The 25277-nt window shown below is 68.5% G+C and carries 24 protein-coding genes; 19 read left to right on the top strand and 5 right to left on the bottom strand.

From position 1 onward, the window contains the following. The first annotated feature begins 277 nt into the window (after positions 1-277). Positions 278-442 (top strand): hypothetical protein, encoded by a 165-nt coding sequence (locus ACFYXM_RS35100; protein ID WP_389295664.1) that lies wholly within the window; start codon positions 278-280, stop codon positions 440-442. Beyond that, positions 439-1710, top strand: coding sequence for a cytochrome P450 (locus ACFYXM_RS35095; RefSeq protein WP_389295662.1), 1272 nt, complete (start codon positions 439-441; stop codon positions 1708-1710). The genes ACFYXM_RS35100 and ACFYXM_RS35095 overlap by 4 nt, the downstream gene beginning before the upstream one ends. 143 nt (positions 1711-1853) lie before the next feature. On the opposite strand, the gene ACFYXM_RS35090 is transcribed toward ACFYXM_RS35095, so the two are convergent. The 3 genes from ACFYXM_RS35090 to ACFYXM_RS35080 all read right to left on the bottom strand — a co-directional run bounded on the left by ACFYXM_RS35090 (position 1854) and on the right by ACFYXM_RS35080 (position 4685). Beyond that, a complete protein-coding gene (locus tag ACFYXM_RS35090; RefSeq protein WP_389295660.1) occupies positions 1854-2336 on the bottom strand; it encodes a hypothetical protein in 483 nt (160 codons plus the stop codon). A 935-nt stretch (positions 2337-3271) separates the two neighbouring features. Further along, positions 3272-4060, bottom strand: a complete 789-nt coding sequence (locus ACFYXM_RS35085) for an SAM-dependent methyltransferase (protein WP_389295658.1) — start codon at positions 4058-4060, stop codon at positions 3272-3274. A 58-nt stretch (positions 4061-4118) separates the two neighbouring features. Further along, on the bottom strand, positions 4119-4685 hold the full coding sequence (locus ACFYXM_RS35080; protein ID WP_389295657.1) for a hypothetical protein: 567 nt from the start codon (positions 4683-4685) through the stop codon (positions 4119-4121). Positions 4686-5095: 410 nt separating this feature from the next. On the opposite strand from ACFYXM_RS35080, the gene ACFYXM_RS35075 reads away from it, so the two are divergent. Further along, on the top strand, positions 5096-6109 hold the full coding sequence (locus ACFYXM_RS35075; protein WP_389295655.1) for an NAD-dependent epimerase/dehydratase family protein: 1014 nt from the start codon (positions 5096-5098) through the stop codon (positions 6107-6109). Here the strand turns inward: ACFYXM_RS35075 and ACFYXM_RS35070 are convergent, their stop codons facing one another. Continuing rightward, positions 6110-7129, bottom strand: a complete 1020-nt coding sequence (locus tag ACFYXM_RS35070) for a DNA-binding protein (RefSeq protein ID WP_389295654.1) — start codon at positions 7127-7129, stop codon at positions 6110-6112. Between the two features lie 883 nt (positions 7130-8012). Here ACFYXM_RS35070 and ACFYXM_RS35065 point away from each other — a divergent pair. Continuing rightward, complete coding sequence (locus ACFYXM_RS35065; protein ID WP_389295653.1) at positions 8013-8252, top strand: DUF5999 family protein; 240 nt, start codon at positions 8013-8015, stop codon at positions 8250-8252. A gap of 165 nt (positions 8253-8417) precedes the next feature. Here ACFYXM_RS35065 and ACFYXM_RS35060 read toward each other — a convergent pair whose 3' ends face one another. Beyond that, positions 8418-8591: a hypothetical protein gene (locus ACFYXM_RS35060; RefSeq protein ID WP_389295650.1), complete on the bottom strand. Its 174-nt coding sequence runs from the start codon at positions 8589-8591 to the stop codon at positions 8418-8420. Positions 8592-9074: 483 nt separating this feature from the next. On the opposite strand from ACFYXM_RS35060, the gene ACFYXM_RS35055 reads away from it, so the two are divergent. The 15 genes from ACFYXM_RS35055 to ACFYXM_RS34985 all read left to right on the top strand — a co-directional run bounded on the left by ACFYXM_RS35055 (position 9075) and on the right by ACFYXM_RS34985 (position 25061). Beyond that, positions 9075-10916, top strand: a complete 1842-nt coding sequence (locus tag ACFYXM_RS35055) for a glycoside hydrolase family 15 protein (RefSeq protein ID WP_389295648.1) — start codon at positions 9075-9077, stop codon at positions 10914-10916. 32 nt (positions 10917-10948) lie between these two features. After that, on the top strand, positions 10949-12256 hold the full coding sequence (locus ACFYXM_RS35050; protein ID WP_389295647.1) for a hypothetical protein: 1308 nt from the start codon (positions 10949-10951) through the stop codon (positions 12254-12256). Next, the gene (locus tag ACFYXM_RS35045) at positions 12253-12711 is read left to right on the top strand and encodes a roadblock/LC7 domain-containing protein (protein ID WP_389295646.1); all 459 of its coding nucleotides are present in this window, start codon (positions 12253-12255) and stop codon (positions 12709-12711) included. The genes ACFYXM_RS35050 and ACFYXM_RS35045 overlap by 4 nt, the downstream gene beginning before the upstream one ends. A 23-nt stretch (positions 12712-12734) precedes the next feature. Beyond that, positions 12735-13064, top strand: a complete 330-nt coding sequence (locus ACFYXM_RS35040; protein ID WP_389295644.1) for a DUF742 domain-containing protein — start codon at positions 12735-12737, stop codon at positions 13062-13064. 28 nt (positions 13065-13092) lie between these two features. After that, the gene (locus ACFYXM_RS35035) at positions 13093-13641 is read left to right on the top strand and encodes an ATP/GTP-binding protein (RefSeq protein WP_389295643.1); all 549 of its coding nucleotides are present in this window, start codon (positions 13093-13095) and stop codon (positions 13639-13641) included. After that, the gene (locus ACFYXM_RS35030; protein WP_389295641.1) at positions 13638-14840 is read left to right on the top strand and encodes a cytochrome P450; all 1203 of its coding nucleotides are present in this window, start codon (positions 13638-13640) and stop codon (positions 14838-14840) included. Before ACFYXM_RS35035 ends, ACFYXM_RS35030 begins: the two co-directional genes overlap by 4 nt. A 21-nt stretch (positions 14841-14861) precedes the next feature. After that, positions 14862-16106: a cytochrome P450 gene (locus ACFYXM_RS35025; protein ID WP_389295639.1), complete on the top strand. Its 1245-nt coding sequence runs from the start codon at positions 14862-14864 to the stop codon at positions 16104-16106. Next, complete coding sequence (locus ACFYXM_RS35020; RefSeq protein ID WP_389295638.1) at positions 16103-16969, top strand: SAM-dependent methyltransferase; 867 nt, start codon at positions 16103-16105, stop codon at positions 16967-16969. Before ACFYXM_RS35025 ends, ACFYXM_RS35020 begins: the two co-directional genes overlap by 4 nt. Before the next feature lie 252 nt (positions 16970-17221). Then, positions 17222-18184 (top strand): SAM-dependent methyltransferase, encoded by a 963-nt coding sequence (locus tag ACFYXM_RS35015; RefSeq protein WP_389295637.1) that lies wholly within the window; start codon positions 17222-17224, stop codon positions 18182-18184. 107 nt (positions 18185-18291) lie between these two features. Next, entirely contained in the window at positions 18292-18516 is a 225-nt protein-coding gene (locus tag ACFYXM_RS35010) for a DUF5999 family protein (protein ID WP_389295666.1), read from the top strand. A 5-nt stretch (positions 18517-18521) separates the two neighbouring features. After that, the gene (locus ACFYXM_RS35005) at positions 18522-19217 is read left to right on the top strand and encodes a hypothetical protein (protein WP_389295636.1); all 696 of its coding nucleotides are present in this window, start codon (positions 18522-18524) and stop codon (positions 19215-19217) included. Beyond that, entirely contained in the window at positions 19217-21232 is a 2016-nt protein-coding gene (locus ACFYXM_RS35000; RefSeq protein ID WP_389295634.1) for a hypothetical protein, read from the top strand. Before ACFYXM_RS35005 ends, ACFYXM_RS35000 begins: the two co-directional genes overlap by 1 nt. Positions 21233-21368: 136 nt before the next feature. Beyond that, positions 21369-22646 carry a hypothetical protein gene (locus ACFYXM_RS34995; protein WP_389295632.1) on the top strand — a complete coding sequence of 426 codons (1278 nt, stop codon included), beginning with the start codon at positions 21369-21371 and terminating at the stop codon, positions 22644-22646. Between the two features lie 74 nt (positions 22647-22720). Beyond that, positions 22721-23584 carry a Scr1 family TA system antitoxin-like transcriptional regulator gene (locus ACFYXM_RS34990; RefSeq protein WP_389295630.1) on the top strand — a complete coding sequence of 288 codons (864 nt, stop codon included), beginning with the start codon at positions 22721-22723 and terminating at the stop codon, positions 23582-23584. Positions 23585-24080: 496 nt separating this feature from the next. Next, positions 24081-25061 carry a hypothetical protein gene (locus ACFYXM_RS34985; RefSeq protein WP_389295628.1) on the top strand — a complete coding sequence of 327 codons (981 nt, stop codon included), beginning with the start codon at positions 24081-24083 and terminating at the stop codon, positions 25059-25061. The last annotated feature ends 216 nt before the right edge of the window (positions 25062-25277 follow it).

Below are 25277 nucleotides of genomic sequence, written 5' to 3'. Positions count from 1 at the left end.
TTCGGCTACCTGACCCCAGCCGAGACCAGGCAGCGGCACCAACACGCCCTCGCGGCATAACGAACACGTGTCCAACATCACGGGGAAACTTCACCCAACCCACAGCACGTCCTGGGCGTCCGCATCCAGCCCGACATCCCGACCCTGATCAGCTTCGCTGCGGCCAACACCGATCCCACGATCGGCTCCGGGGCGGGCGACCTGGGAATCCGCAGATACCTCGCGTTCTCTACCAGCCCGCGTACCTGCTCCGCACCCGATCCTGGCCCAGCTCATCGTGGAGACCGTCGCTGAACGCCCGCTGGACCGCCTGTCCGGTATCGCCCTGATCATTGTGCCCCAGGACGTCCCCAACCCTTCCGGAACCTTCCTCGCCGGACCCGCGATCCTCCCCGCCCACCTCCAGCACGACTCCACTCCCAACGGAAGGCAACCCACATGACATCCACCGCCCAAGCCCGCTGCCCCTACCGCATCGACCCGGCCGGCACCGACATCCACGCCGAGGGAGTCCTTCTGCGCGCCATCGCCCCGGCAGCCCGCGTCATACTGCCCGGCCTGCCTGACGCCATCACGACCTGGTCCGTCACCGACCCCGGGCTCATACGCCGCCTTCTCACACACCCCGACATCTCCAAGGACGCCAGCCAGCACTGGCCCGCCCTCCAGACCGGGCAGGTCCCCGACGACTGGCAGGAGCAGGTCTGGGTCAAGGTCCGCAACGCGCTGGGCGCGTACGCCGACGAGCACAGGCGATTGCGTCGCCCGGTGGCCGCCGCGTTCAGCCCGCGACGGGTCCGCGCCCTCACCCCCCGGATCGAGGCCATCACCCATGGGCTCCTGGACGAGCTCGAAGACCACAGGCCCGACGAAACCATCGACCTGCGCGACCGGTTCGCCGGGCGGCTACCCCTGCTCGTCGCCAACCTCGTCCTCGGCGTACCTGAGCAGTGGCACGACGACTTCCGCGACTCAATCGGTGACCTCCTCACCACCACCCTCACTCCCGACGAGGCCCGCGCGGTCCAGGCCCGCGTCTACGAGCTCATCGGTCAGCTGATCGAGTACAAGCAGCAGCAGCCAGGCGACGACATCACGACCAGCCTCATCGCCTCGCACCGCGACGGTGAGCTCACCTCCCAGGAGCTGAGCGACAGCCTGATGCTCCTGATCGGCGCCGGGCACGAGACGACCGTCGGCCTTCTCAGCCACGGAATTGTCAACCTCGCTGTTCATCGCGACCAGCTCGCCCTCGCCATCAGCGAACAGGTGCCCTGGGAAACGGTGGTCGAGGAAATTCTGCGCTACCAGGCTCCCATCGCAACGCTCCTACCGCGCTTCCCGGTACGCGAGGTCACAGACGAGACCACCGGCATCACCTTCGCCCAGGGCGACCTGATCGTTATCAACTACGCCGCCGCCGGCCGCGACCCCGACATCCACGGCGAGACCGCCGACCGCTTCGACATCACCCGTCCCAGCCACGAGCATCTCTCTTTCGGCCACGGCGTCCACCTGTGCCCGGGAGCGGAGCTCGCCCGCATCGAAGGACGCATCGCGCTCGCGGCCCTCTTCGAGCGGTTCCGCGACCTGCACCTGGCCGTCGAGGCCAGCCAGCTCTCCCCGCTGCCCAGCTACATCTCCAACGGCCTCAGGGCCGTGCCTGCGCGCCTCGGCCGACCGGACGCCCGGCCCAGAGGGGCCCGATGACGACCGCCGAGCTGCACTCCTCGTGCGTGCCTCCGTCCTTGAGTACCTCTGCGCCGAGACCAGCGTGCTGATTGTCAGTCATGACCGGCACGCAGTTTTCGCCCGTAGCGGCTTGACCGGTGGCACACGAGCTTGCGGCTGGGTCAGGCGATGCCGGGCTCCTCCAGCGCCACCACGACCATTACCGGAAGGTCGGTGTCCTGCTGGATCACGCCGGCGGTCAGGATCCGGCCGTCGAGGGTCCACTTCTTTGCTGCGATGAACTCGTCCCTGTCAGCCGCCGTCTGCTCGGCCTCGACGAGGTGGCCAGCAAGAGCGGACTCCTCGATCTCGGGGAGAAAGCCGGCCAGCGCCTGCTCACCCTGCTCGTAGACGGCGTCCACATCGTCGAAGTAGCCCGACTCGTCGACGTCGCGGATCCAGACGTAGAACTTGACGCTGACCGCCCCACTGCTGAACGTCTGGATCCAGCCCCCGAGGCCGTCCTTGTCCCACGATGTCTCCGCGCCGTCACGAAGCTTTCCCCCGGGCGTCCACTCCTGCGCCAAGAACCGCGCCGCCGCACCCTCGGCGGTCAGCGGAGCGAGGTCCTTGAGCTCTTCCAGCATTGCGATCACTGCAGCCATGAACTCATGGCACCTCGGCCGGGGCACCCTGGTCGAGGCAAGGGCGTCCCGAGGGACGGGGCGACGGCGCGGGCCTGCCTCGTCCAACCGCCGTGCCCGTGCCGAGCGGTGGGCGCAGACATCGGAAAGCGTTGTCGCTGCAGGCCGGTGATCGGTAGATTTACGCCATCATGAGGACGCGAATTCTGAGGTTCGGCCTGTATGCAGACGAGCGGGGACTGGTGTGGGTCAGGGAGCTCGTCGAGCGGACTATAGATTCCCGGAGCGCCCGGATCGTCAAGGCGGATGTTGCGCGAACGTATCCTGATAGTGACCTGACGACCGCTGAAATGTACGACTTTCTGACGGAGCAGTGGGCCTTTGAACATCCTGGTCAGAACAGTAGCGAGCGGAAGGCGGTTGAGCTGCGCATCCACCTGGTCTGCTCCCTGCGGACATGGCGAGCGATCCGCAAGGAAGTGATCAAGAAGCTGTGTCCGGAAGGAATAACGCCCCACGCTTGCCGTGTTCCATGGTGCGCCTGAGCGGTTCTCGGCGAAGGCCCGAAGCACCACGATGCGCCCTCCGCCTTCGGTGGCACATCTCATGAACTGCTCCTCCGGCTGATCTCGGCTGCGTGGGCGGCCCGGTCTCCGGCGGCAATCGCGAGGGCAACTCGGTGGCGAGCTGGAACAGGGCAGTCGACCGGACCTCCGCGAGGCGGATGCCGAGTTTGCGGAGCCGTTCGCCCATGGCCCAGGCACTGATCGGATGGCCGGGCTGGCCACCGGGGAAGAGCCAGGGCGAGGCGGTGCGCGCGGTCGACGGTGGCCATCTGCTCATGGTGGCAGAAGTCCCTTGTATGACCGGGTGGCTGAAGCCTCATGCAGCGGTGTGCCCTGGCCACGGTTGTTCGCCGGGCCGCAGCTGGTCCAGCCTCGGCCCGGCGTGCGGTGCTACCTACGGGCGACGAATCCCCACTGGTCGACAGGATTGCTGATGTCGTCATCGGGATTCGGGCGCCAGAGCGAGATGGAACCAAATCTGGGCTCGACCAACGTCATCCCGTCGGCGCTCGCGAGGATCTCCTCGGGCTGACGTACCAGGTACGGCGGGGTGTCCCCCGCTGCGTATGCCTCCTGCGCCGCGACAGTCTCGGGCGTGGAGATCGTGTCGCACAGGACGAGGTGGCTGCCTGCCGGGAGGTCGCGCATGTATCGGCGTGTGAGGCCGATACCGGTCTTGGGCTCAGTGTGCCCCAGTGTGGACAGGAGCAGGACTGCGATGGGCTGCTCCATGTCCAGCGTCCGGCTCGCTTCCTCGAGAACACGTGCGGCATCCAGCATGTCTGCGTCGATGTAGTCCGTCATGCCAGCCGGTGCGCTCGTCAGCAGCGCCCGGGCGTGGGCAAGAACCAGCGGGTCGTTGTCGACGTACGCGATGCGTGCCTGCGGCTGGATGATCTGCGCGGTCTCATGAGTGCTGTTCTGGGCGGGGAGCCCGGTCCCGATGTCGAGGAACTGGGTGATTCCTGCTTCGCCGGCCAGGTACTGGACCGCGCGGACCTGGAATGCGCGTGAGGCCAGGGCGAGTTCCCGAGCCTGAGGGTAGCTCGCCAGCACCTGATCACCCAGTTCTTGGTCCACCGGGTAGTGGTCCTTGCCTCCGATCCAGTAGTTCCAGACTCGAGCCGAGTGGGGTACACCGCTGCGGAACTGTGCTTCGGTTTCAGGGCTTCCACTCATGCTTAACCTCACTTCTCTTGAATACATGTCATGGACCTGCGTCCGTCACAAAAGAGTCTCATTTGGGCTGCCTCCGTCGGGCCAATCTCTGCCAGTCCTGCTGGTGTACCGCCCGCCCGGTCGGCGCCTTCAACGGCCGCACGGCCACTGGAGAGCAAACCAGCGAGATGCGAAGTCCCTGCGATTGTCGCCAACGGACAGGCGGGGCACTCTGCATGAAGTCCTCCTTGTATGAGGCTACGAGCTTCATCTCGCCATCGCTCATTATGGCAGCGACCAGCAGACCGCCATACGACTGAGCTGTTGATTCAGTGTCACCACTGATGTAGCCAGCGTAGAGCGGCTTCCCAGGGATCGTCTTGGGAGCTTCGTGCTCGGCGACCAGCAACAGGCTTCGCCGCACCGGTCTCATTTTCTGGGAAAGCGTGACCATTTGGTCGGGCGTCATTCCCGGCGGGCGCCCGAATGTGGGCGAAATGGGGGTGCCAATAGCTTCGTGCCAGAATTGGTTCAGAATCCGGCTCCGGAGCGCCTTCAGCACTTCATCCGGCTCGTCAAGAATAGCCAGTGATCCGCGATGCTCGAAATCCAGATACGATTCAAAGAACGCGACGGCTTCTTCCATGTGACCGCTCCGAACCTTCCTTTTTGAGTGATATCCAGCATTTCGCTTCGGCCCCGAAAGATGCTGCTAGCAGACGGCTGACCCGGAAGACGGCACGGATTGCGGGAGCGGACCGGCATCGCTCTCTCGGCAGCCAATGCACGGGATACCGTGATCGGCCAGTTCGATACCGTGTGCGGTGAGTTTCTCCGGGCAGGCCGTAGGCCAGGTTCAGGCCCGGCAGGAGCATCGGCAGACCGTCAGGGCCACGGGCGGCGCCGAGCTCGTTGACGTGCTCGACCGCCCGTATGAGGATCTCGGGGGCGTGTAGTTGAGGGTGTTCCGCTTGATGACGACGGCATTGAAGGGCTCGAAAACGGCGATGGTGCCCCCCTTCCGCTTGGTGGAGTCCGGGGGGCAGGATCTGCCATATGAAGCTACTTGTGATCGGCGGCACCTGGTTCCTTGGCAAGCACGTGGCCGTAGGGGCGCTCTCCCGAGGATGGGAGGTCACCACCTTCAACCGGGGGCGTTCCGGGGCGGATGTGCCGGGAGTCAGGACGGTTCGTGGTGACCGGACCGTGGCAGCCGATCTGCAGGCGTTGGCCGCACACGGTCCGTGGGATGCGGTCGTCGACACATCGAGTGCCGATCTGCCGCCCAGGGATGTGCTGCTGGCCGCGACAGCCCTCAAGGACAGTGCTGTCCGCTGGGTTCACATCTCCACCGTTTCTGTCTACAAGGGCTGGCCCCATGCTCCTCTGACTGAACGGTCGGAGTTGCTTGAGTGCGCCTCGGGCGCGGATGAGTCCTATGGGTACACCGGCGAGGACGGCAGTCCGACGAAGTACGGCTTCCAGAAAGCAGGCGGTGAGCGGGCCGTGGCCGAAGTGTTCGGTGCCCGTGCGGTGTTCCTCCGCCCTGGTGTGATCCTCGGGCCCGACGAGTACGTGGGTCGTCTGCCGTGGTGGTTGCGCCGAGCGCATCGGGGGGGCCGCATCCTGGCACCCGATCCGCGATCCCAGGTGATCCAGCCGGTTGATGTGCGCGACGTGGCAGCCTTCGCCCTCGACCAAGCTGCCACGGGCACCGATGGGCGCTTCAACATCGCACATCCTGTTGGGATCACGTTCGAGGACTTCGTCACCACCTGCGTGGACACCACGGAAGGTGTCGGAGGTCCCGTGTGGGCCGATCCCGGCGCTCTCGTGCGCGAAGGCGTGGCGCAGTGGACGGAGCTGCCGTTGTGGCGTACCCACCGGGGAGTCTGGGCGGTGGATCCGAGCCGGGCCGTGGCCGCTGGGCTGCGCTGCCGACCCCTGCATGAAACCATCCGCGACACCTGGGGCTGGTTGCAGAACGCAGGACGTCCCGTGGACCATCCGCGATGGGCGGAACACGGGATCGCCCCCGAGAAGGAGGCCAGGGTCCTCGCCTCCCTCTGATCAGACGTCCAGGGGTGACATGCTCTCAACGGGTGCGATCTGACGCTGCCCTGGCATCTGGGCGAACTCCTCCAGGCGCTCGCCGAGGTCGGCGGCGAGTATCGAGCCTCGCAGGTGCTGCCGTGTGAGGGCGCGGCGCAGCGCCAGGGCCCTGGTCACGAGGCCGGTGCCCCGGAGGGGGTCGCCGATGGACAGCATCGCCTCGATGGCCGCGGCTGCGCCATCCAAGTCGTTCGTCAGGAGGCGGGCCATGGCGAGGTCCGCTGACGATCCCCCCAGAACGGCAGGAGACCGGTCTCGCTCCGGCTTTTCGGCCAGCAGGGAGAGCGCGCGCCGGGCTGAGGTCTCGGCGGTGAGTCCGTCTCTCAGGAGCAGAGCGGTCGAAGCGTTCGACATGGCCAGACGCTCGGCACTGAATCCGAACTCACCGCCGACGGAGTCGTGGAGGTCGTCGGTCGTGTCGGTGTGGACATCTTCCGACGCCGACAGGGCTCGTTGGGCTGCGGGCTCGTTGCCGAGGTGTCCGTAGGTGCGAGCCTCGATCGATCGGAGCCGGCGAACGGCCACGTCGCCGAGCCCTCCGTGGGCGAGGGCCTGCCGGACATGAGTTGCGGCTTCGGAGGGGCGGCCGGAGAAGTAGGCGATGTACGCGAGGCATCCCCCTGCGTAGGCGCGCAGCGGTTCGTACCGTGCTGCCTCGCCGTAGAGGGCCGCCGTACGTGCCAGACGCTTCGCGCCGTCGAGCGCCCCCAGGTCAAACGCGGCTGCTGCCAGCAGCGCCGATGTCTCTCCGGCGAGGACGAGGAGTTCCTGTTGCTGGGCGGGGACGGCAGTGCGATCGCGGCTGCTCTCCAGCCGCTCCCGCAGGTCTTTCGCACGCTGCCAGGCGTCGCGCGCGGGCAGGCGGCTGTAATCCCTTGAGAGGGCATGGACATCGTCGCGGAGCTGGTCGACGGTCAGGTCGGAGACGGAGGACGCGGCGACAGCGCCGGCATCGTCCTGTGCATTACGTGCGGTCATAGCGATTTCAGCTTCCAGGTCGGCAGTCGGTGGCACATCGGGCTCCACCGAGTCAGCTGGAGGTGCAAACAGCGTTACGGCATCAACGCCGAACATGTGCTCCAGTACACGACAGGCGTCGGCACTGGGGAGCGTCTTGACCCGACCGCCTGTCCAACGCCGGAACTGAGGCTCGCCCACCGTGGGGGCCGCGGCCCGGCCGAAGATCTCTTCCGCGGCCTTGGCGAACTCGGTCGAGAAGAGCTTCCATGTCCAGTTGCGCCGTGCGATCAGGACCTTGAGTAGTGTTTTCGGTTTGTCCACCTGGCCCCCAGGTCTCTGAGCGTCGTCCTCAACAGTCGTCGACGGAACCCTTACCTGAAGGTGATACCGCAGGTCGTCGAGTAAGCAACCTGGTTTCCCCAAAAGCTACTTGGACGCTACCCCGAGGCTGGTTTCGTCGCTCGTAAGTGCTCTCAAAAGCTACCTACAGGTCATGGTGAAGCTACCCGGCCCGGGACCAAGCTGTTCGCCCATCACCACAGACGAGGTGCCGATTCGGAGGGTGGAGTGAGATCTGTGCACCTGGGCAGCCACACCCAGCCCCGGCGACGGTCGCATCCCTCAGACCCGTTCGCACCCCCTGACCGGTCGTCTCCACGGAGCTGTCTTGTCGCTCTGCGGAGATGACCCTTCAGCCAGGAGTCCTCTGGGGCTCGCCTTGATCGCCCCACCGTGCTGGGAGCAGATCGGCGGGCAGCCGGGCCGGAGGACTGGTTGCCCGCCGCTGGGTAAGACGAGTGCAGCCCCGGCCGCCATTCCCCCGTACGAAATGGCGGCCGGCCTGACTTCTTTCCATCCCGGGCTCTCTTTCGACACACGCACACCCGAGAGGACGAGCAGCATGTGCGAGCACTTCCCTCCTTGTCCTGGACCTGACGCACCGGACTGCGAGAGTGCGAGGATCACCGAACGGGTCGACGTACAGGGCTGGGCCAAGCTGTGCAATGGGGCCCTTGTCTTCGACGACTTCGGAGCCCTGCTGCCCGACGGCAAGGTCACGGAGTCGCGGCGCCTCACCCTCGCGGGGTGGCGGCATGACGGGCGTCACGACAGCCACACGTCTCCCATTCACACCGCCTGAGCCCGGGCACCCCACACGAGATCGGACATCATGGACCGCTACTTCCCGCGTATCGACGGATCTTCCGGACTCGTCAGAAACGTCCACGCCACCGGGATAACGGCACAGGTCCCGCCTGTTCGCGAACCATTGCACGGGGCTGCCCTGACCGGAAGCCCGGCACCGTCACCGAAGTCCAGTCGCCATACATGGCACCTGGACTTCGGTGAGGCACTCTCTGCCGTCCTGCCGCCAGCCTATGACGTCGTCCATGTAGGTCTGGGCCTGGGCCTGCCCGCGATCGACCTTCTGGTCGATATCGGGGTCGCTGTCGGACCGCTGCGATACTGCCTCACCCACCGCCAGCTCCTTGTACCGGTGGAGTCCGGAACGGCCGATCGGTGGAGCGCGCCGCACTCCGTCTGCACCACCGGCACGAGGATGCGGTGTTCCGTCTACGGCCGCCAGGAATGCGTCCATCTGTGGGTGGCACGACCGGATCCTGCACTCGCTCCGACCACGGCCGCCGACGCTCTGCACGACGAGCTCAGCCGGACGCGGTCCCGAATGCGTACGGCTCGCTGGCTGGTGGAACCGTCTGGTCGCGAGGCGTGCCGTGTCTGAGCAATCACACGCGACCGGGCGACGGGTATTTCGACGCCCGAGCCGCAATGAGTCCCGGGTCGCTGTTTTCGCGCTCGCGATGCTCGCTTTGGTGATCGCCGGATCCGTACCGCGGCACCGGTGACCTCACTCTTCGACGTCGGCCGGGATGAGCCGCCCCGGCCGACAGTCCACTCCGCACCACTGCCCGCAAGCCTCCCCGCTAAGGAAACGGACACCATGAACAGCCGCCGCCCCGCGCGTATCGAGGACTACGCGCTCATCGGAGACATGCAGACCGCTGCCCTGGTCTGCCGTGACGGCTCCATCGACTGGAATTGTCTGCCACGCTTCGACTCGGCCGCCGTCTTTTCCAGCCTCCTCGGTACCGAGGAGCACGGATTCTGGCGCATCGGACCCGCTGTTCCCACCGGCGTGCCTGCCCCGTACGCGGACCGGCGCCGCTACCGCGGTGACTCCGTCATCCTCGAGACCGAGTGGGACACCTCGACCGGCACGGTCCGCGTGATCGACTTCATGCCGCCCCGGGACGGGGAGACCCCGCAACTGATCCGGATCGTCGAAGGCGTCACCGGCGAGGTGGAGATGACGTCGGCCATGTCCGCGCGCTTCGGCTACGGACAGCACACGCCGTGGATCTACGACGACCGTGGCCGCACGGCTGTGGTGTGTGGGCCGGACTCTCTTTGGCTCGACACGGCCGTACCCGGGATCGAGAAGGACGGCACCGTTCGCCACGCTTTCACCGCCAGGGCCGGCGAGTGGGTCGTTTTCACCCTCAGCTGGCAGCCTTCCCACGCACCTGCCCCTGACGTTCCGAACGCCGAGGCCGCACTCGCCAAAACCGCTGGCTTCTGGCAGGAGTGGACGGGGCAGCTCACCTACGACGGCCCCTACCGCGAACAGGTGACCCGTGCTCTGATCACGCTCAAGGCACTTATCTACGCCCCGACCGGGGCGGTGATCGCGGCCCCCACCACTTCGCTGCCCGAGGACCTCGGCGGGGGGAGGAACTGGGACTACCGCTACACCTGGCTCCGGGACGCCTCACTCACCCTGTCAGCCCTGCTGGGCGCCGGGTTCCGGCAGGAGGCGGAGGGGTGGCAGCAGTGGCTGCTGCGGACGCTGGGGGGTGATCCGGAGAGCTTCCAGATCATGTATGGCTTGGCGGGCGAGCGTGACCTGTCCGAGCGGCAGCTGGACTGGCTGCCCGGTTACGAGGGGTCCGCGCCGGTGCGTGTCGGTAACGGTGCCGTGGACCAGCTGCAGCTCGACGTGCCCGGCGAGGTTATCGACACGCTGTTCGTGGCGCATGAGCACGGTGTCGCCGGGTGCGACGGCACGGCCGCCCTGCACCTGCGGCTCGTCGACTACATCCAGAAGCACTGGCGCGAGCCCGACGACGGGATCTGGGAAGTGCGCGGCGGCCGGAAGCACTTCGTGCACTCCAAGGTCATGGCATGGGTGGCCGTCGACCGCACCATACGCTTGGCCGACGCCGGCGCGCTCGACATGCCGCCGGCTGATCGGGCCCGGCTCGTTGAGCTGCGGGACGAGATACACACCGAGGTCTGCGACAAGGGCTTCGACGCGGTACGGAACACGTTCACGCAGTCGTACGGGTCGCAGGAAGTGGACGCCTCGCTGCTCCTGATTCCGCGCACCGGGTTCCTGCCCCCTGACGACCCGCGGGTACTCGGCACGGTGGCCGCGGTGCGCCGTGAACTGGCGACGCCCGAGGGGCTGGTGCACCGCTACCCGACGGCCGGTGGCCGGGAAGGTCTCGACGGCCTGCGCGGTGACGAAGGCGCGTTCCTTCTTTGCTCGTTCTGGCTGGTGAACGACCTCGCGCTGGCCGGCCAGGTGGACGATGCAGTCGAGCTGTTCGAGCGGCTGCTGGCCTTGACGAACGATGTCGGGCTGCTCGCCGAGGAGTACGACCCCGTCTCCGGACGGCAGTTGGGTAATTTCCCGCAGGCGTTCTCCCTGCTCGGACTGGTGGACAGCGCCGTCCTGCTCGGCGAGCTGACCCGTGCGGCGGAGCCGGTGATGGCCGCATGAGCACGCTCATACAGCAGGTCCTCCTCACGGGAGTGCCGTCGGCGCTGGCCCTGGCGGGCGGCGGCACAGCATGGCACTACCAGGCACAGGCGCGGGCACAGCGGCGGCAGGCGGAGCGGCTGCGGCAGCGGACCGATACGGCCGATCGGCAAATGCGGGCGGTCGAGATGGTGCTCGGAGAGGTGGCCCGCGAGGTGATCCCCGAGTTGCAGGCGGCATCCGTGCGTCCCGGCCGGGGCCAGGGCGCGGATTTGTCCTTGCCTCGGGAGATCGCCGCATCGGTGGTGGCCGACCGGGTGCGGGAGGTGGTCGAGGCTCTGGCCTGTGCTGTCCGGCAGGTGCAGGACGACGCGCAGATGGCCACGAGCGCACAGGTCGCTGAGGTCCGAATGGAGGCCCACGCCGCTGCGGATGATGCCCGCAGGGCAGCGCAGGAGGCGACCCGGGCCGCGGTGCGGAGTGTCGCGTCCGCCCTGGGGGCGACTGTCTCCCGGGTCAGTCAGCAGATCAGCGATGCGATCCGGCAGCCCCCCGGAGACGGCGACTATGCGGCGTTGATGAGTATCGATCATCTCGGTCAACAGCTGCTGCTCAACGCTCGTAGCTATGTGGTGCTCAGCGGCGGCAAGCTGTCGCGGCGATGGCCGGCCTCCTCGCTGACGGACGTGCTGCGCGCGGCCATGAACCATGTGGAGGGGTACGAGCGGATCCAATACGAGGAGTCCGACACTGCGGTGACCAGTCGCCACGTCGGCCCGATCATGCATACCCTCGCGGTGCTGCTCGACAACGCGCTGAGGTACTCGCCGACGACGGTGGACGTCACGCTGCGGCAGGGGCATCACGGCGTCGCCGTGATCATCGACGATGCGGGGCTCCAGATGAACCCCGAACAGCTCGCCGACGCGCGGCGGATCCTGGCCGGCGAACAGCCGGCGGACGTCACCCGCCTCGGCGCGCACCCGCGGACCGGGTTCCCGGTGGCCGCGATCCTGTCCCGCGAATACGAGTTCCAGGTCGCGGTGGAGGCGCCGAACGACCGTATGGGCACCAGAGCGACAGTCTTCATCCCCAATAGGCTGCTGACCACACTGCCGCCAGACTCATCCGCCGCGGGGGTCCCTGCCGTGCTGCGGGCGGTGCCCGGGCCGCCTGCGGCGACCACGGCGAGCGGCCTGACCGTACGACGTACTGCACCCGCATACCCCGCGCGGACGACGCAGCCGCCCCGTGACGGGCAGTTCGGGCGTCTCAGCACCTCCAGCGCGGCCGCCGCCTGGGCCGCGGGCACCCGCCGCGCCCGTCAGATCCCCACGACGAACGGTAAGGACCCGGCATGAAATACGCAGACACGCATTCCAACCCGCTCGGCTGGCTGCTCGACCGCCATCTCGCGGAGGTACCCGGCGTCCGGGGCGCGCTGCTGATCTCCGCCGACGGGCTGCTGTTCTCCCGGACATCCACCCCGGGCCGGGAGAACAAGAGGGATCAGGACAAGAAGGGTCAGGAGGAGGCGGAGAAGCTCGCCGCGGCCACCGCGGCCCTCCGCGCGGCCGCGCTGTCGTACGTCGCGCTGTCCGGCGGAGAAGTTCTTCGTCAGGTGATGCTCGAAACCGACGGGCGCCTGTACCTGGTCACGCGGGCCGGGCACAACATGCTGCTGGGGGTTGAGACCACCGCCCTGGAGGTCGATGTTGCCGCGATCACCGAAGAGATGCTCCGGCTCGCCGACCGCGTCCACGACGAGATGACGGTCGCCGACAGGCAACCGGTCACGGAAGCGCCAGAGCGGTGACGGGCCCCCGGCACGATCCGGACATGGTCAGACCCTATGTCCGCACCGGCGGGCGGGTCCGTCCGACGCGCCCCGGCCTGCGCCTGGAGTCCTTGGTGAGGGCCGCGGCCGCCCCGGACGCAGCCCTGTCGGCGGATGCCCGCCGGGTGATGGACCTGGTCAGCAGGGAGCGGGGAGCTCTCGGGGTGGTGGACATCGCGGCCGGCCTGAACCTTCCGCCGTCCACCGTTCGCATCCTCGTGTCCGATCTGCTCGACAGCAGACACCTGGCCACACCGATCAACTCCCGCCCCGACCAGCCCGACACGAGCATTCTGGAGGAGGTACTCCGTGGACTGCGCGCCCAGGTCTGAACCTGCCCACACGACCGCCATCCGGTCTGTGAAGATCGCGGTCGCGGGCGGCTTCGGGGTCGGCAAGACGACCTTTGTCGGCGCCGTCTCCGAGGTGCAGCCGCTGCGCATGGAGGAGACGATCACCCAGGCCAGTGCCGGGGTGGACGACCTGCGGCAGACCCCTGGCAAGACCCATACCACCGTCGGGATCGACTTCGGGCGTCTCCACGTCAGCGACGACCTCGTCCTCTACGTCTTCGGCACGCCCGGGCAGATCCGGTTCCGGGCGATGTGGGAGGACCTGGTCGAAGGGTCGCTGGTCGTCCTGGTCCTGGTCGACACACGGAACCTGGAAGCCTCCCACGACGCGCTCGGCCTGCTGGACGAACTGGGCGTCCCGTACGCGGTGGCGATCAACCGGTTCGACGGCGCGCCCACCTATCCGGACGACGAGATCCGCCAGGCACTCGCGCTGGAGGACCACGTCCTGCTCACCACGTGCGACGCCCGTGACCGCAGCTCCGGCGTGCACACCCTGATCAACGTCTTCGCTCACCTGACCTCCCCCCACGCCCATTGGAGCCCCACTCCATGACACCGCCCCCCTGCGAGGCGTCCTCAACCCGTTTCGCGATGTACGAACCGGAGTTCGCCGCCGACCCGCACGCCGCCTATGCCCGTATGCGTCAAGTCCATGGCCCCCTCGTCCCGGTCCTTCTCGCCCCCGGTGTGCCGGCGACGCTCGTCATCGGCTACGACAAGGCTCGGAGCATCCTGCACGACGAGGTGCGCTTCCCGGGGGACCCCCGCAGGTGGGAGCAGACGGTCCCGGACACGTGCCCGGTTAGGCCGATGATGGAGTGGCGGCCCAACGCCCTGCGTTCGGCAGGGCCCGAGCGCGTCCGCTACCGGGCGGCGAACACCGCCGCGCTCGGGGCGGTCGACCAGCACGCACTGCTCGCCCTCGTCGAGAAGACCGCCGCCGACCTGATCGCCGGCTTCCGTGCGACTGGCCACGCCGATCTGCTCGCCCAGTTCGCCTGGCCCCTGACCTTCCGTGTCCTGAACAACCTGATGGGGTGCCCCGACGCGAGAGGACGCCGTATCGCCGACGGCATGGCCCAGGTCTTCGACGGCGTTCACGCCGTCCGCGGCAACCAGATTCTCGCTCAAGCCGTCACCGAACAGGTCGCGTTCCGGCGCGCCCAGCCCGGCGACGACATCACCTCCCGTCTCATCGCGCACGGCGCCCGGCTCGACGATGACGAAATGGCGCACCAGCTCGTCACCCTCTACGGCGCGGGCATCGAGCCGCTGGTCAACCTGATCGTCAACACCCTCCTCAAGATGCTGACGGATGAGACCTTCTGCGGAGACGTGCACGCCGGGGGCGCCACCGTCCGCCAGGCACTGGACGCCGTCCTGTACTGGGACCCGCCACTGGCCAACTACTGCCTCAGCTACCCGCCCTACCCCGTCAACCTCGACGGGTACCTGCTGCCCGCGGACCAGCCGGTCGTCATCTCCATGGCCGGCTGCAACAACGATCCTGCCCTCGGCCGGGTGGCCGGTGACCGGGCCCATCTGGCCTGGAGCGCCGGACCGCACGCCTGCCCGGCACGCTCCCACGCCTATCTCATCGCCGAGACCGCCATCACCTACGTGCTGGACGCCCTGCCCGAGATGGACCTCGCCTGCCAGCCCCGGGAACTGACCTGGCGGCCGGGCCCCTTCCACCGGGCCCTGACCGCACTGCCCGTGTCCTTCACACCGACAGCACCCCTGACCAACTGAGCACGCACGGAGGAGAACCGCATGGACAGCTGCATTTTCGCACTGAACCCGCAGGCACCCGACCGTACCGGCGAGGACGCCGAACTCAGGGCCCGCGGCCCGGCCACCCGCGTCGACGTCCTCGGCGTCGAGGCGTGGGCCGTCAGCGACCCGAAGTTGCTGCGGCAGTTGCTCACCGACCCGCGGGTTTCGAAGGACGCGCGGGCGCACTGCCCCGATTTCGAGCGCGTGGTCGAAACGTGGCCGCTGCATCTGTGGATCAGCGTCAAGAACATGTTCACCGCGTACGGGCCGGAGCACCGCCGCCTGCGCGGCCTGGCCCAGGCCGCGTTCACGCATCGGCGCACGCGCGAGATGATCCCCGCGATCGAGGCGATCGCCGTCAAGCTCCTCGACGAGCTCGACGAGCTGGACGCCAACGGTGCCGGGGAACCGGTCGATCTGGTCGCGACGTTCGCCCGCCGCCTGCCCATCCTCGTCATCTGCCGACTCATGGGGCTGCCCGAACCGGAGCACGACCGGCTCCGGCGGATCGCCGATGTGGTCTTCTCGACCTCGCACAGCCAGCAGGAGCAGAAGGACAACGCCGCAGAGCTCTACCGTCTCCTGGGCAGCCTTGTCGCACTCAAACGCACAACACCGGCAGATGACCTGACCAGTGCTCTCGTCGCCGCCCGCGACGAGGAGGGCGGAGCGCTGAGCGAGCAGGAACTCATCGACACCCTGCTGCTGATGATCAGCGCAGGTTTCGAGACCACGGTCGGGCTCATCACCAACGCCATCCACAACCTCCTCACCCACCCCGACCAGCTCGACCTCGTCATCCACGAGGAACGCGCCACCTGGAGCGACGCCGTCGAGGAGACCCTCCGCCGCGACGCGCCCATCGCCAACCTGCCGATGCGGTACGCGGTGCAGGACATTGCCCTGCCTGACGGCACTGTCATCGCAGCCGGTGAAGCGATCCTCGCGTCGTATGCGGCAGCCGGCCGCGACCGCGGCACGTACGGCCAGGGCGCCGACGAGTTCGACCTCCTGCGCAGGCAGAAGGACCATCTCGCTTTCGGGCACGGCACACACCTGTGTCTGGGAGCGCCGCTCGCGCGCACCGAAGGCTGGATCGCCCTCGCCGAGTTCTTCGGCCGCTGGCCCGATGCCCGTCTGGCCGACACCGACGGCCGTGACCCCGTGCCCAGCTTCATCACGAACACCTCCAGCCGCCTCCTGGTCGTCCTGAACCCCGCCCCTGAGGGAGCCTCACGGTGAACACACTCACCGCTCCCGTCAGCACCACTTCGCCCGCCGAGACACCGATGGGCGGCCACGTTCCGCTCACAGCGTCCAGCGCAAGACTTACGCAGTGGCTGCTCGGCAGCCGACACCACCATCACCCTGCCGACCGGATACTCGGCCAGCGCCTCCTGCGTGCGGCGCCCTGGTTCGGGCAGGCCGTCGAGCTCAATCACCTGTACGCGCACCAGACGGTATCGATGCTCCGCGAGTGCGGGATCCGGCAGTTCGTCGACCTGGGCAGCGGACTGCCGAGCGACAACCCCCGCTTCTCGTCCACGGCCGTGTCCGCCGGCCCGGACGCCACGGTCATCCACGTCGACGCTGACCCGTACGTCATCGAGCACGGGCCCCAGCTCCTGAAGACCCCGGCGCAGCACCGCTTCGTACACGCAGACCTGCGCCGGGACATGCTCCGCGTCCTGCGCGACCTGCCCCTGCACGGTCTGGACCCGGGCCAGCCCACAGCGCTGCTGTTCCACAACGTCCTGCCCTGGATCACCGACGACGCGGACGCCTATGCGATCGTGAAAGCGACCCTTGACTGGGCTCCGCCGGGCAGCGTCCTCTCGCTCACCCACCTCACCGCCGACCTGCGCCGTACCGGATCAGCCGCAGCGGCACTGTGTCTCGACACGGCGGGGTTGCCCGTGAGCCTGCGGACCGCCGAACAGATACGTGATCTGATCGAGGATCACCCGCGGCCCTGGCGTGTTCGCGCCCCTGGCATCGTCCCGGTCGGCCTGTATCACCCGAGACAGTGCCGTGCGCCGGTCCCGGTCGGCGACAGCGGCGCCTACGCGGTCATCGCGATCCATCCGCAACCCGCACACCACTGACCACCCCAGCCAGCCGTGTCCGCGAGAACGGGTGCTCCTCGCGGACACGGCATCCCCGGGACCTCTCCCGCGCCGACATAGCAAAACCCGGCGGCGGAGAGGCGGCGCAGGACCTGACGGCGGGCCCAACCCCCGTAACCCGTCGGCAGCCCTGCGCCCCGGTTGCCTCCCGGACCTGCCCGTCCGGGAGGCAACTGGGCCACCCCCTCGCACAGAGAGAAAGCCATGAGTGAGTCCCGCACACACCCCGCGATGCCCGATTGGGCCGAACAGCCAGCCGTAGCCCGGATCACGGACTACCTCACCGGTGGCTCCGACCACTTCGCAGCGGACCGTCGTCTGGCCGAGCAACTCGGGCAGGTGGCTCCGTGGCTGCCGCAGATACTGATGATCAACCGTTTGTACGGACAGCGGGCCGTCGAGTACATGGCCGGCACCCTCGGGATCGCTCAGTTCATGGATCTGGGATGCGGGATGCCCTACAACTCCAGCGCCTGTCCATCGAAGCCCTTGCATGCCTACGACGCGGCCAGCTTCGTCTGCACTCCGCGTGTCGTATATGTCGACAACGACCCGGTAGTGCGCGGACACGCCAACATGGCCCTGACGGAACTCACTGGCACAGCCGCGGTGGGTACGGACGTACGTCAGGTCAGCCGCCTCCTGGGCGACAAGGCTGTGATGTCGGTGATCGACATCAGCCGACCGGTCGCCGTGCTTTGCCACGACCTGCTGTGCTGGATGACCGACGAGGACGCCTCCAACCTCGTCGGGAATCTCCACGACCGTCTCCCGCCGGGCAGTGCCATCTCCGTATCCCACGCCACCACCGACACGGCTCCCGAGGTGATGGGGGAGCTGGCCGGCCTCTATGCCGAGCACGGGATCGTCTTCAGGCCCCGCTCGCGCGACCACATCGGACAAATCCTGGGGCCGTGGACCCCGGTCGCTCCGGGCCTGGTCACTCCCGCCCAGTGGCCGACACCGCCCGATCACGCGTTTCCCGGCGCCGACCAGTCCCACGCCTACGCCGCTGTGGCACTGCACCGGCCCGCTGGGTCCGCGCCCGCCGCCCGCAGCAGCAGCCGTTCATGGATCAGCTCCCTCCTGCGTCGGCGCCGTTCCCGCCCCGAGAGTGAAGCCAGCCCCATACAGCCGTTCGCGGAACCTGGCTTCGTGTCGTCCGCGACGGCGGCCCGGTGGGTTGCCCGGTGACCGGCCGCGGCCCGCTTCGGAGCACGCCCGGCGCGTGCGCGCCGTCCCCTCTGACCACAACGGCAGGATCGCTCGTGACTACCTCATCCTCGACCAGCTCCGCACTGTTGCAGGGTGGATGCCCGCATACGCCTGCCTGCCCCGGCTCGCAGGCCACGGACCGAGACGCCGCACGGATGAGCAGCCACTACCCGGAACAGGGCTGGGCCCGGCTGTGCAACGGCGTACTGGTGTTCGAGGACACCGGTGAACTGCTGCCGGACGGCCACACGGTGGGCCCGCGCCGTCCCCTTCCTCTGCCCCAGTACACCGGAGCGGGGGCTGTGGCATGACGGAGATGTCGTCACACTCGCTGGCCGTAACCGGCTTGGAGCTGGCCCACGGTGCCGCAGTAGACCCCTTGCTGGCCGAGCACATCCCCCTCATCGCCATGACTGCGGGTGAGATGCTCCCGGAGCCGGACGTGGTGCGGGGCGGGGACGGCTGGCTCGCCTATCGCGTACCAGGTCCCTATGACCGGTATCCCGGCGTCGATGTCCTGGTGGCCCGTACCAGTGGCGCGCCCGGCGGCAGGGTCGACGGGTCCCGGCTCTCGCCCTGGCGTCAGATCCACTGCATGGCCAACTTGCTGTGCCAGGGCTGCGGCGCTCCGGCCGCACGGCTTCATGGGGCTGGTGTGCTCTGGGTACGGAGCGAGTTCCAGAAGAGTGGGCAACGCACCTCTGCGACCGGCCTGACCGACATGCCGCCGTCCTGCGCCCGGTGCGCCCTGCGCTGGTGCCCGGTGCTGGCTAAGCAGGGGCGGCAGCTGGTGTTCGCGGGCGAGGCCGAGGAGGTCGGGGTTTTCGCGACGGTCTACCCCCCGCCCCGGGGAACCGCCGTGCCGGAGCAGCTGGTGCGCTGGGAGGACGAGCCGAGGATCACCGCGTCGCTCGCAACCCGGCTCGTGCGCGACCTGCAGAAGGTCACTCGTACCAACCGGGAAGCCGTCGCTCGCCTTGTCGAACGCACGGCCCGGCAACGGAGCCACTGATGCCCTCACAGACAGAGGTCCTGCCCCGCCGCCAAGTCGAAGCCCTGGACGCGGTGGCCTGCGGCGACACGCTGGCCGACGCCGCCCTGAGACTCGGCATCAGCGTCGTCACGGTGCGCCGACGACTCGACGACGCCCGCGCCGCGATGCAGGTGACGGGCAGCAGTCTGCGAACACTGATCTACACCTACGAGGCCCGTCACGGGGCAGGCCGTCCGGATCTGGAGCCGCCGTCGGAGATTCCCGACCTGGCTCCGCGCACCGAGCTCATATGGGCCGGACTGCGCCTGGACGTACCGGACCGGGTGCTGGTGCCGGAGCTTGCAGCCCTGGCCGAGGTGGACGTTGCCGAGGTCACGGCCGTCCTCGACCGGTTGACGAAACAGCATCATGTCCCGCCGCACGGGCTGATCCGCATCGGATTCCACGCCGGCGTCCTGTCCGGGCGGGAAGGGACCCGTCCCGGCTACGCGCAGCATCGTCGTGACAGCAGCGGGAGCCCATGGAACCTGGGAGCCACGCGCTTTCGGGTACTGGAACTGCGTGCCGCCGGGCTCAGTGTCGCCGGCTGTGCGCAGCGGACGGGCATGGGCCAGGCGACGGTGTGTGCGCATGTGCGGGAGTGCGGGCGGGTGGCCGGTGTTGAGGCCCATCGGGCTCTCGTGCACGAGGCGCTGCGGGCCGGTGTCCTGGTCCCGCCCGTTCCGACGGGGCCTGGTGGTGTGGCGCTGTCCGAGGCGCTGGCGGCTGTGTGGCGTGGGCTGGTCCTGGACGTGGCGGATCGTGATCTGGTGGGAGCGATCAGCCGGCAGACCGGGCTGCCGGCATGCGAGGTCGACCGGCAGCTGAGGCATCTGCGGAGCATGGGAATGCCGGACTGCCGGCTGGTGCTCGCGGGCTGGGAAGCCGGGGTGCTGGACGCACAGGTGACGGTCGTAGCACCTCCTGCGGACCTCAGTCTGCCGGGCGGAGCCCGCGGCGGGGCCGGGGCCCGCCCGGCACGTGGACCGATGCCGCTCACCGGCCAGGAGCTCCGAGGTCTGGCCCTGGTGGCTGTGGAGGGGCTGACGATCCCGGACGCCGCGAACCGCATGGGCATCACCCCGAACACTGCGCGGGAGTATCTGCGCAACTGCCTGCTGGCCGCGGGGACCCGGTCGTTTCTGACGGCCGTTCACAAGGTTTGCGGCGAGCGGCGGCTCGAGCTGGTCCCGGCCCGGACATGGAAGGTGGTGGGAGACGATGTGCGTCTCGTGTGGCGGGCGCTGGTCCTGGACACGCCCGAGAAACGCCTCGTCCGCGACATTGCGGCAGTGACCGGCCTGCCCACGGGCCGCGTGGAGGAGTGCCTCGACGAACTGCACTCCACCGGCCTGACGAGTGCGCAGCTCGTCGTCGAGGGCTGGGCGATCCGGGTGCTCGACAGTGAGGCCCGGCTGGCTCCGCCGCACCTGATCGTCCCCTTTGCCGACGTTCCGCCTCCCCGCCGCGCCGTCCGCCCGGGCCAGAGCACAGACGATCCGCTGGGTCTCCTGCCGGCAGGCCGGGGCCCCGCGTACCTCCCGTCGGGCAGCGTCGGTCTGGTGGGGGCCCAGGTCGCCGGTGAAAAATACGACTTCGTCCGGATCGCCCCTGAGGCGTGCCGGGCTCTGCTGGAGCAGACTGCTGCCGCCCGGTGGGGGCCGGTTCTGGGACTGCCGGACGCTGGTACAGCCCTCCTGGTGACCGCGGCGAGTGAGGGCGGGCTGGGACGGCGCGGAGCCGTGGGACGGGTGTGGGCCCGCGGTCGTGCGGTGCGTCTGCCCGAGGACGGGCGCCGCACAACACCCGACGGCGCGTACTGGGCGGTCCCCCCGGACCGGCCGCTCTGGGACCACACCCTGATCGCCCGTCTCCTCGACCCGCACGCGCCCGGGCCATCGAGCAGCCGCCCCGCAACATCACCCACACGTGGGACCTCACCACGCCCGCCACCTCCCAGTTCCTGGTGCGCAAGGCGCTGCACGAGCAGATGACCCGCTACCCGTGTCAGGGACCACCTCCTCCCTGACGCATGACAGCACATCCACAACAACGTATTGCCCCAGGAAGGGAGATGGGCTGATGCCACGCGTCGACCCGTCGGCCGCCCAAGTCCGCACAACGCCCCGAGTGTCCAGGGCTCAGCTGGATGTGGCGCGCCTGCTGGCGTGCGGGCTTGACCAGTCCGGCATCGCGGACGAACTCGGAATCAGTCCCGATGCTGTACAGGGCCGGCTGCGGAGCATGCTGTCATGCGTCGGCGTGGGATCGCGGCGTGCGCTCGTGCACCGGCTGCTGACCCTGGGCCTTCTTTCCGGGCTTGCCCTGCCGGACGTGCCTGCCGGCCTGTGGGATGAGCTGACCGAGCGGGTCTGCATGGGGCTGTCGTTCGATGTCCCCTATCCGGTTCTGCACCAGACAATCGCTCGAGAACTGGGCGTGCCCGCCGTTGAGGTCGCCGCGGTGCTCGCCCGGGTGCGCGAGGCCACCGGCCTGTCGGACTGCGCCCTGGTCGCTGTCGCCTTCAAGCACCGAAGAAGCCCTGGTGCGGGGAAGGACATGGCGATGTCTCCCGGCCCCTCGCCCGGTTCCCAGGGTTCTGCGACGCTGGCCCAGCACGAGGCCATGGCGATGACTCTGCTGGCGACAGGACTGACGCTGCACGCGGCGGCCGACCGTCTGGACGTCCTGCCGGCCACGGTGGAACGCTACCTCCGCGCCTGCCGGGCCAGGACCGGTGTGACGTCCACGTCCGTCCGCGCCCTGCTCAGCGCACTCTACGAACAGGACCTGCTGCCGCCCCCGCCGTACATGACGATGGACTTGCCGCAGGGCCCCGACGCGAAGCGGGTCGCAAACTGGCTGGGCCTTGATGTACCGGACCCCGAACTGGCGGCCACGATCGCCACGAGAACAGGCCTGCCCAAGGCACGAGTGGAGCGGGTACTCAGAGAGCTGCTGGTCGCAGCGGGTTCGCGAGGTTACGCGGGCCTGAGCGAGCTCGTAGCCCACCGCAGCCTCCTTCCCCCTGACGAAGCGAATGACCACCCGCTCGTCGGCCCGGACGGTGACACGGTGGTCGGCCGGGACGTACAGGCCGTGAGAATTCCCCTGAACGCCCTACCGGGCCTTCTGCGTGCCGCAGGTGCGGAGCGGGGCCCTGTGCTGCTGGAGACCGAGTCCCTCAGCGCAGTGCTCCTGCTTCCGCCTGGAGCTCTCAAGAGCTGGACGGTCGAGGGCAGCAGCCCCATACAGGCCGGTCACGTCTACGACCTGCCTCCGGCCGACGCCAACGACGGCGGCGCGCTGCGTTGGGCGGTCCCGCCCCGAGGACGGCTCTGGGACGCACAGCACCTGCGCAGGCTCATCCAGGCGCAGCACACCGCCAACGGCCGACCCGGCCGATGACGCTCACAACGCCTCCACACCCTCCTGCCGGTCGCATCGTGCGGGATCACCAGACCCGAGGAATCCCAGAACCCATGCTCCATACCCTTCCCTCACCACCGCCCACCAAGACCTCGCAGCCCCCCGCCCGGATCGTGGCCGGTGTCTACCTGCGCTGCCTGCGCAGAGCAAACGGCGTGATGCTGAAGGACTCCGCCCGGGCGGCCGGGGTGTCGGTCCCGGCCATCATCCGGTGGGAGCAGGCCGAGGCCCCCGTCCCCCCTGCCGCGCTGCGCAGGCTGCTGCTCCGCTACGGCGTCCCGGGGGATCACGCCGACTACATGGCCCGGCGCGTTCCTCCGCAGCCCTACGTGCGCGACGCTCACGAAGAGCGGGGGTTCGCCCGGCGGGCCCCCTACGACTCCTGGACCGACGTGGCGGGCGCAGAGGCGATGGCGCGCTACATGGCCGTGATGCTGATGGCCGACGAAGTCGTCCAGTACACCACGGGTATTCCCCCGGGACTGCGCACCGAGGCGTACCGGGGCGCCGTCCTGGGCCCGGGCGTATGCCCGGGCCCGGACGAGCCGGTGATCGGAATGCCGCGGTGGGTGCACAAGGTGCCCCGTGCCGAGGGACAGCGCTGCACGGTGCTGCTGGACGAGACTGTCCTGACCCGCCCGGTCGGCGGACCCACGGTGATGGCCGACCAGCTCCGTCATCTGTCTTGTCTGCCGAGCCAGGAGGCCCCCGGCGGGCGGATGGTGACGGTACGCATCCTCCCTGTCGGCTACGTCGGGGTCATCCACACTCTGGGTGAAGTCGCTGAGGTCACGGTCCACGGACGCCGTATGCTGACGAGTCTCCGCCTGGGCCCCTCGTATGAGACCGGATCCGGCTTCGCCCACGTCATGGGTGAAGGCATGCGGTCCTGGACTCAGCCACACGCCAGCTCCTGATCACCGCGTGCCACGACACACTCCACATCTGGGACCCCGCAACCGGCGAGCGTTTGGGCTCCATCCACACCGAAGACACCGTGCGCGCCCTGTCCGCCACCGAGATCGGCGGGCAGCCCCTGGTAGCCGTCGGAGGCTACCGGCGAACCGTACGCCTGTGGGACGCCGCGACGTGCCAGCAGGTGGGCTCCACCCTCACCCTCCCCGAGGAAATCGGCGCCCTGGCCCTGGCCCCCGGGAGCCTCGCAGTCACCTTCGGACCGGACATCGCCGTGCTTTCGTGGGGTGGGTTGCCAATGACTGGCGGTCCATCCGCCACCGCATAGCCCCACGCGTCCGACGCTACCCGCTGCGGCTTCGGACCGTTGAGATTCTCGGCCCCAACGCCGAGGAGACAGGCCTGCCAGGAAGCAGCCGACCGGTCCAGCCTGGCCGCGTATGAATCGCTGCGCGCACGCCCCAAGGGGAAACCTCCACTCATTCAAGAAAGGCAAAAATGAGACCGGACCGGACTGACGACTGCGAGACCAAGCTCCACCGGGTCGTTACCTCCGCACTGTCCAGAATCACGATGGTGCTGGAGACCCCGGACGCGACCGCGGCGGCTCGCGCCCTGTGGGAGCGCCAGCTGTGGGGAGACGCACGGGCGCCGCGTGAGGTCGACGTCGACTCCCGCGGCGCACGTCCATCGCCGGACTGGATCGCGCGCTTCGCGGGCACGGGGGACACCGTTGCTGCGTACTTCGACGAGGACGCCGAGCACCGCCTCGTCGTGCGCGCCGGCGGATACGTCGATGCCGCCTTCGACTTCGAGGGCGGCCCGGCCGAGGTGGTCGGGCTGCTGAGCGAGCTGCCCTTCCGCGTCGCGTCGTTCAAGACGCTCCATGCGCAATGGCGCACCCGTGGCCCGCTGTTCTACCGGGCGCCCGGCTTCGGCGGGCATCACCTCCGGCACGGCTGGGCCTGTGCCTTCCAGGGCCCCGGGCATCGCTCCCTGGTCTCCCGCCGCTGGCTCGACCAGGACTGCTGGCGGCTGCACCGCGGACCGAACGACACCACCCTTGTGCAGTTCCACGATCTGGACCTCGACGCGTCGGCCGCACTCCAGCAGGCGAAACCGGCACACCTGCGTATGGGCATCACGGACGAGGGGGGATATCTGCAGGAGCCGTACGTCTACGACAAGGACATCCATGGCATCTACGACGCGGAACGCCGGGTGCTGGAAGTCGTCGTCCTCGGACGGAGCGTGTCGCCGGTCGAGATGCGCGACGCCTGCGCGGTGCGACGTGATCAGGCGCTCGGTCCCGACCAACCGGTCGACAACGTGGCCTTCGTCTTCATGGACCCCGACGAGGCACGCGCCCATCTGCCCCGGCTCTGGCCGTACGAGTTGGAGTGCTGGACCATCGTCGACGAGGTCAAGACCCGACTGCGACAAGGCGAGTCAGGCGGAAGGAATCAGAATGCTGAATGACGGCTCAGTGCTTCGTAGAGTGACAAGGCGAGGTGACGCGTGAGTAAGTCGTTCGGTCACCGCACGACACTCGACCTTCTGCGTTCCATGGCTGCGGAACCCGGGCCCGACTTCCGGGACATACTTGAACAGACCGGGGCAAGACCCGATCTTCTCGCATCGGTGCGGCACCTGCTGCACAACGGCTCACGCAACGAGAAAAGAATCGCTCTCCTC

Source organism: Streptomyces sp. NPDC002476, from assembly GCF_042889785.1.
Taxonomy (GTDB): Bacteria; Actinomycetota; Actinomycetes; order Streptomycetales; family Streptomycetaceae; genus Streptomyces.
This window is presented reverse-complemented; position numbering and strand designations above follow the sequence as displayed.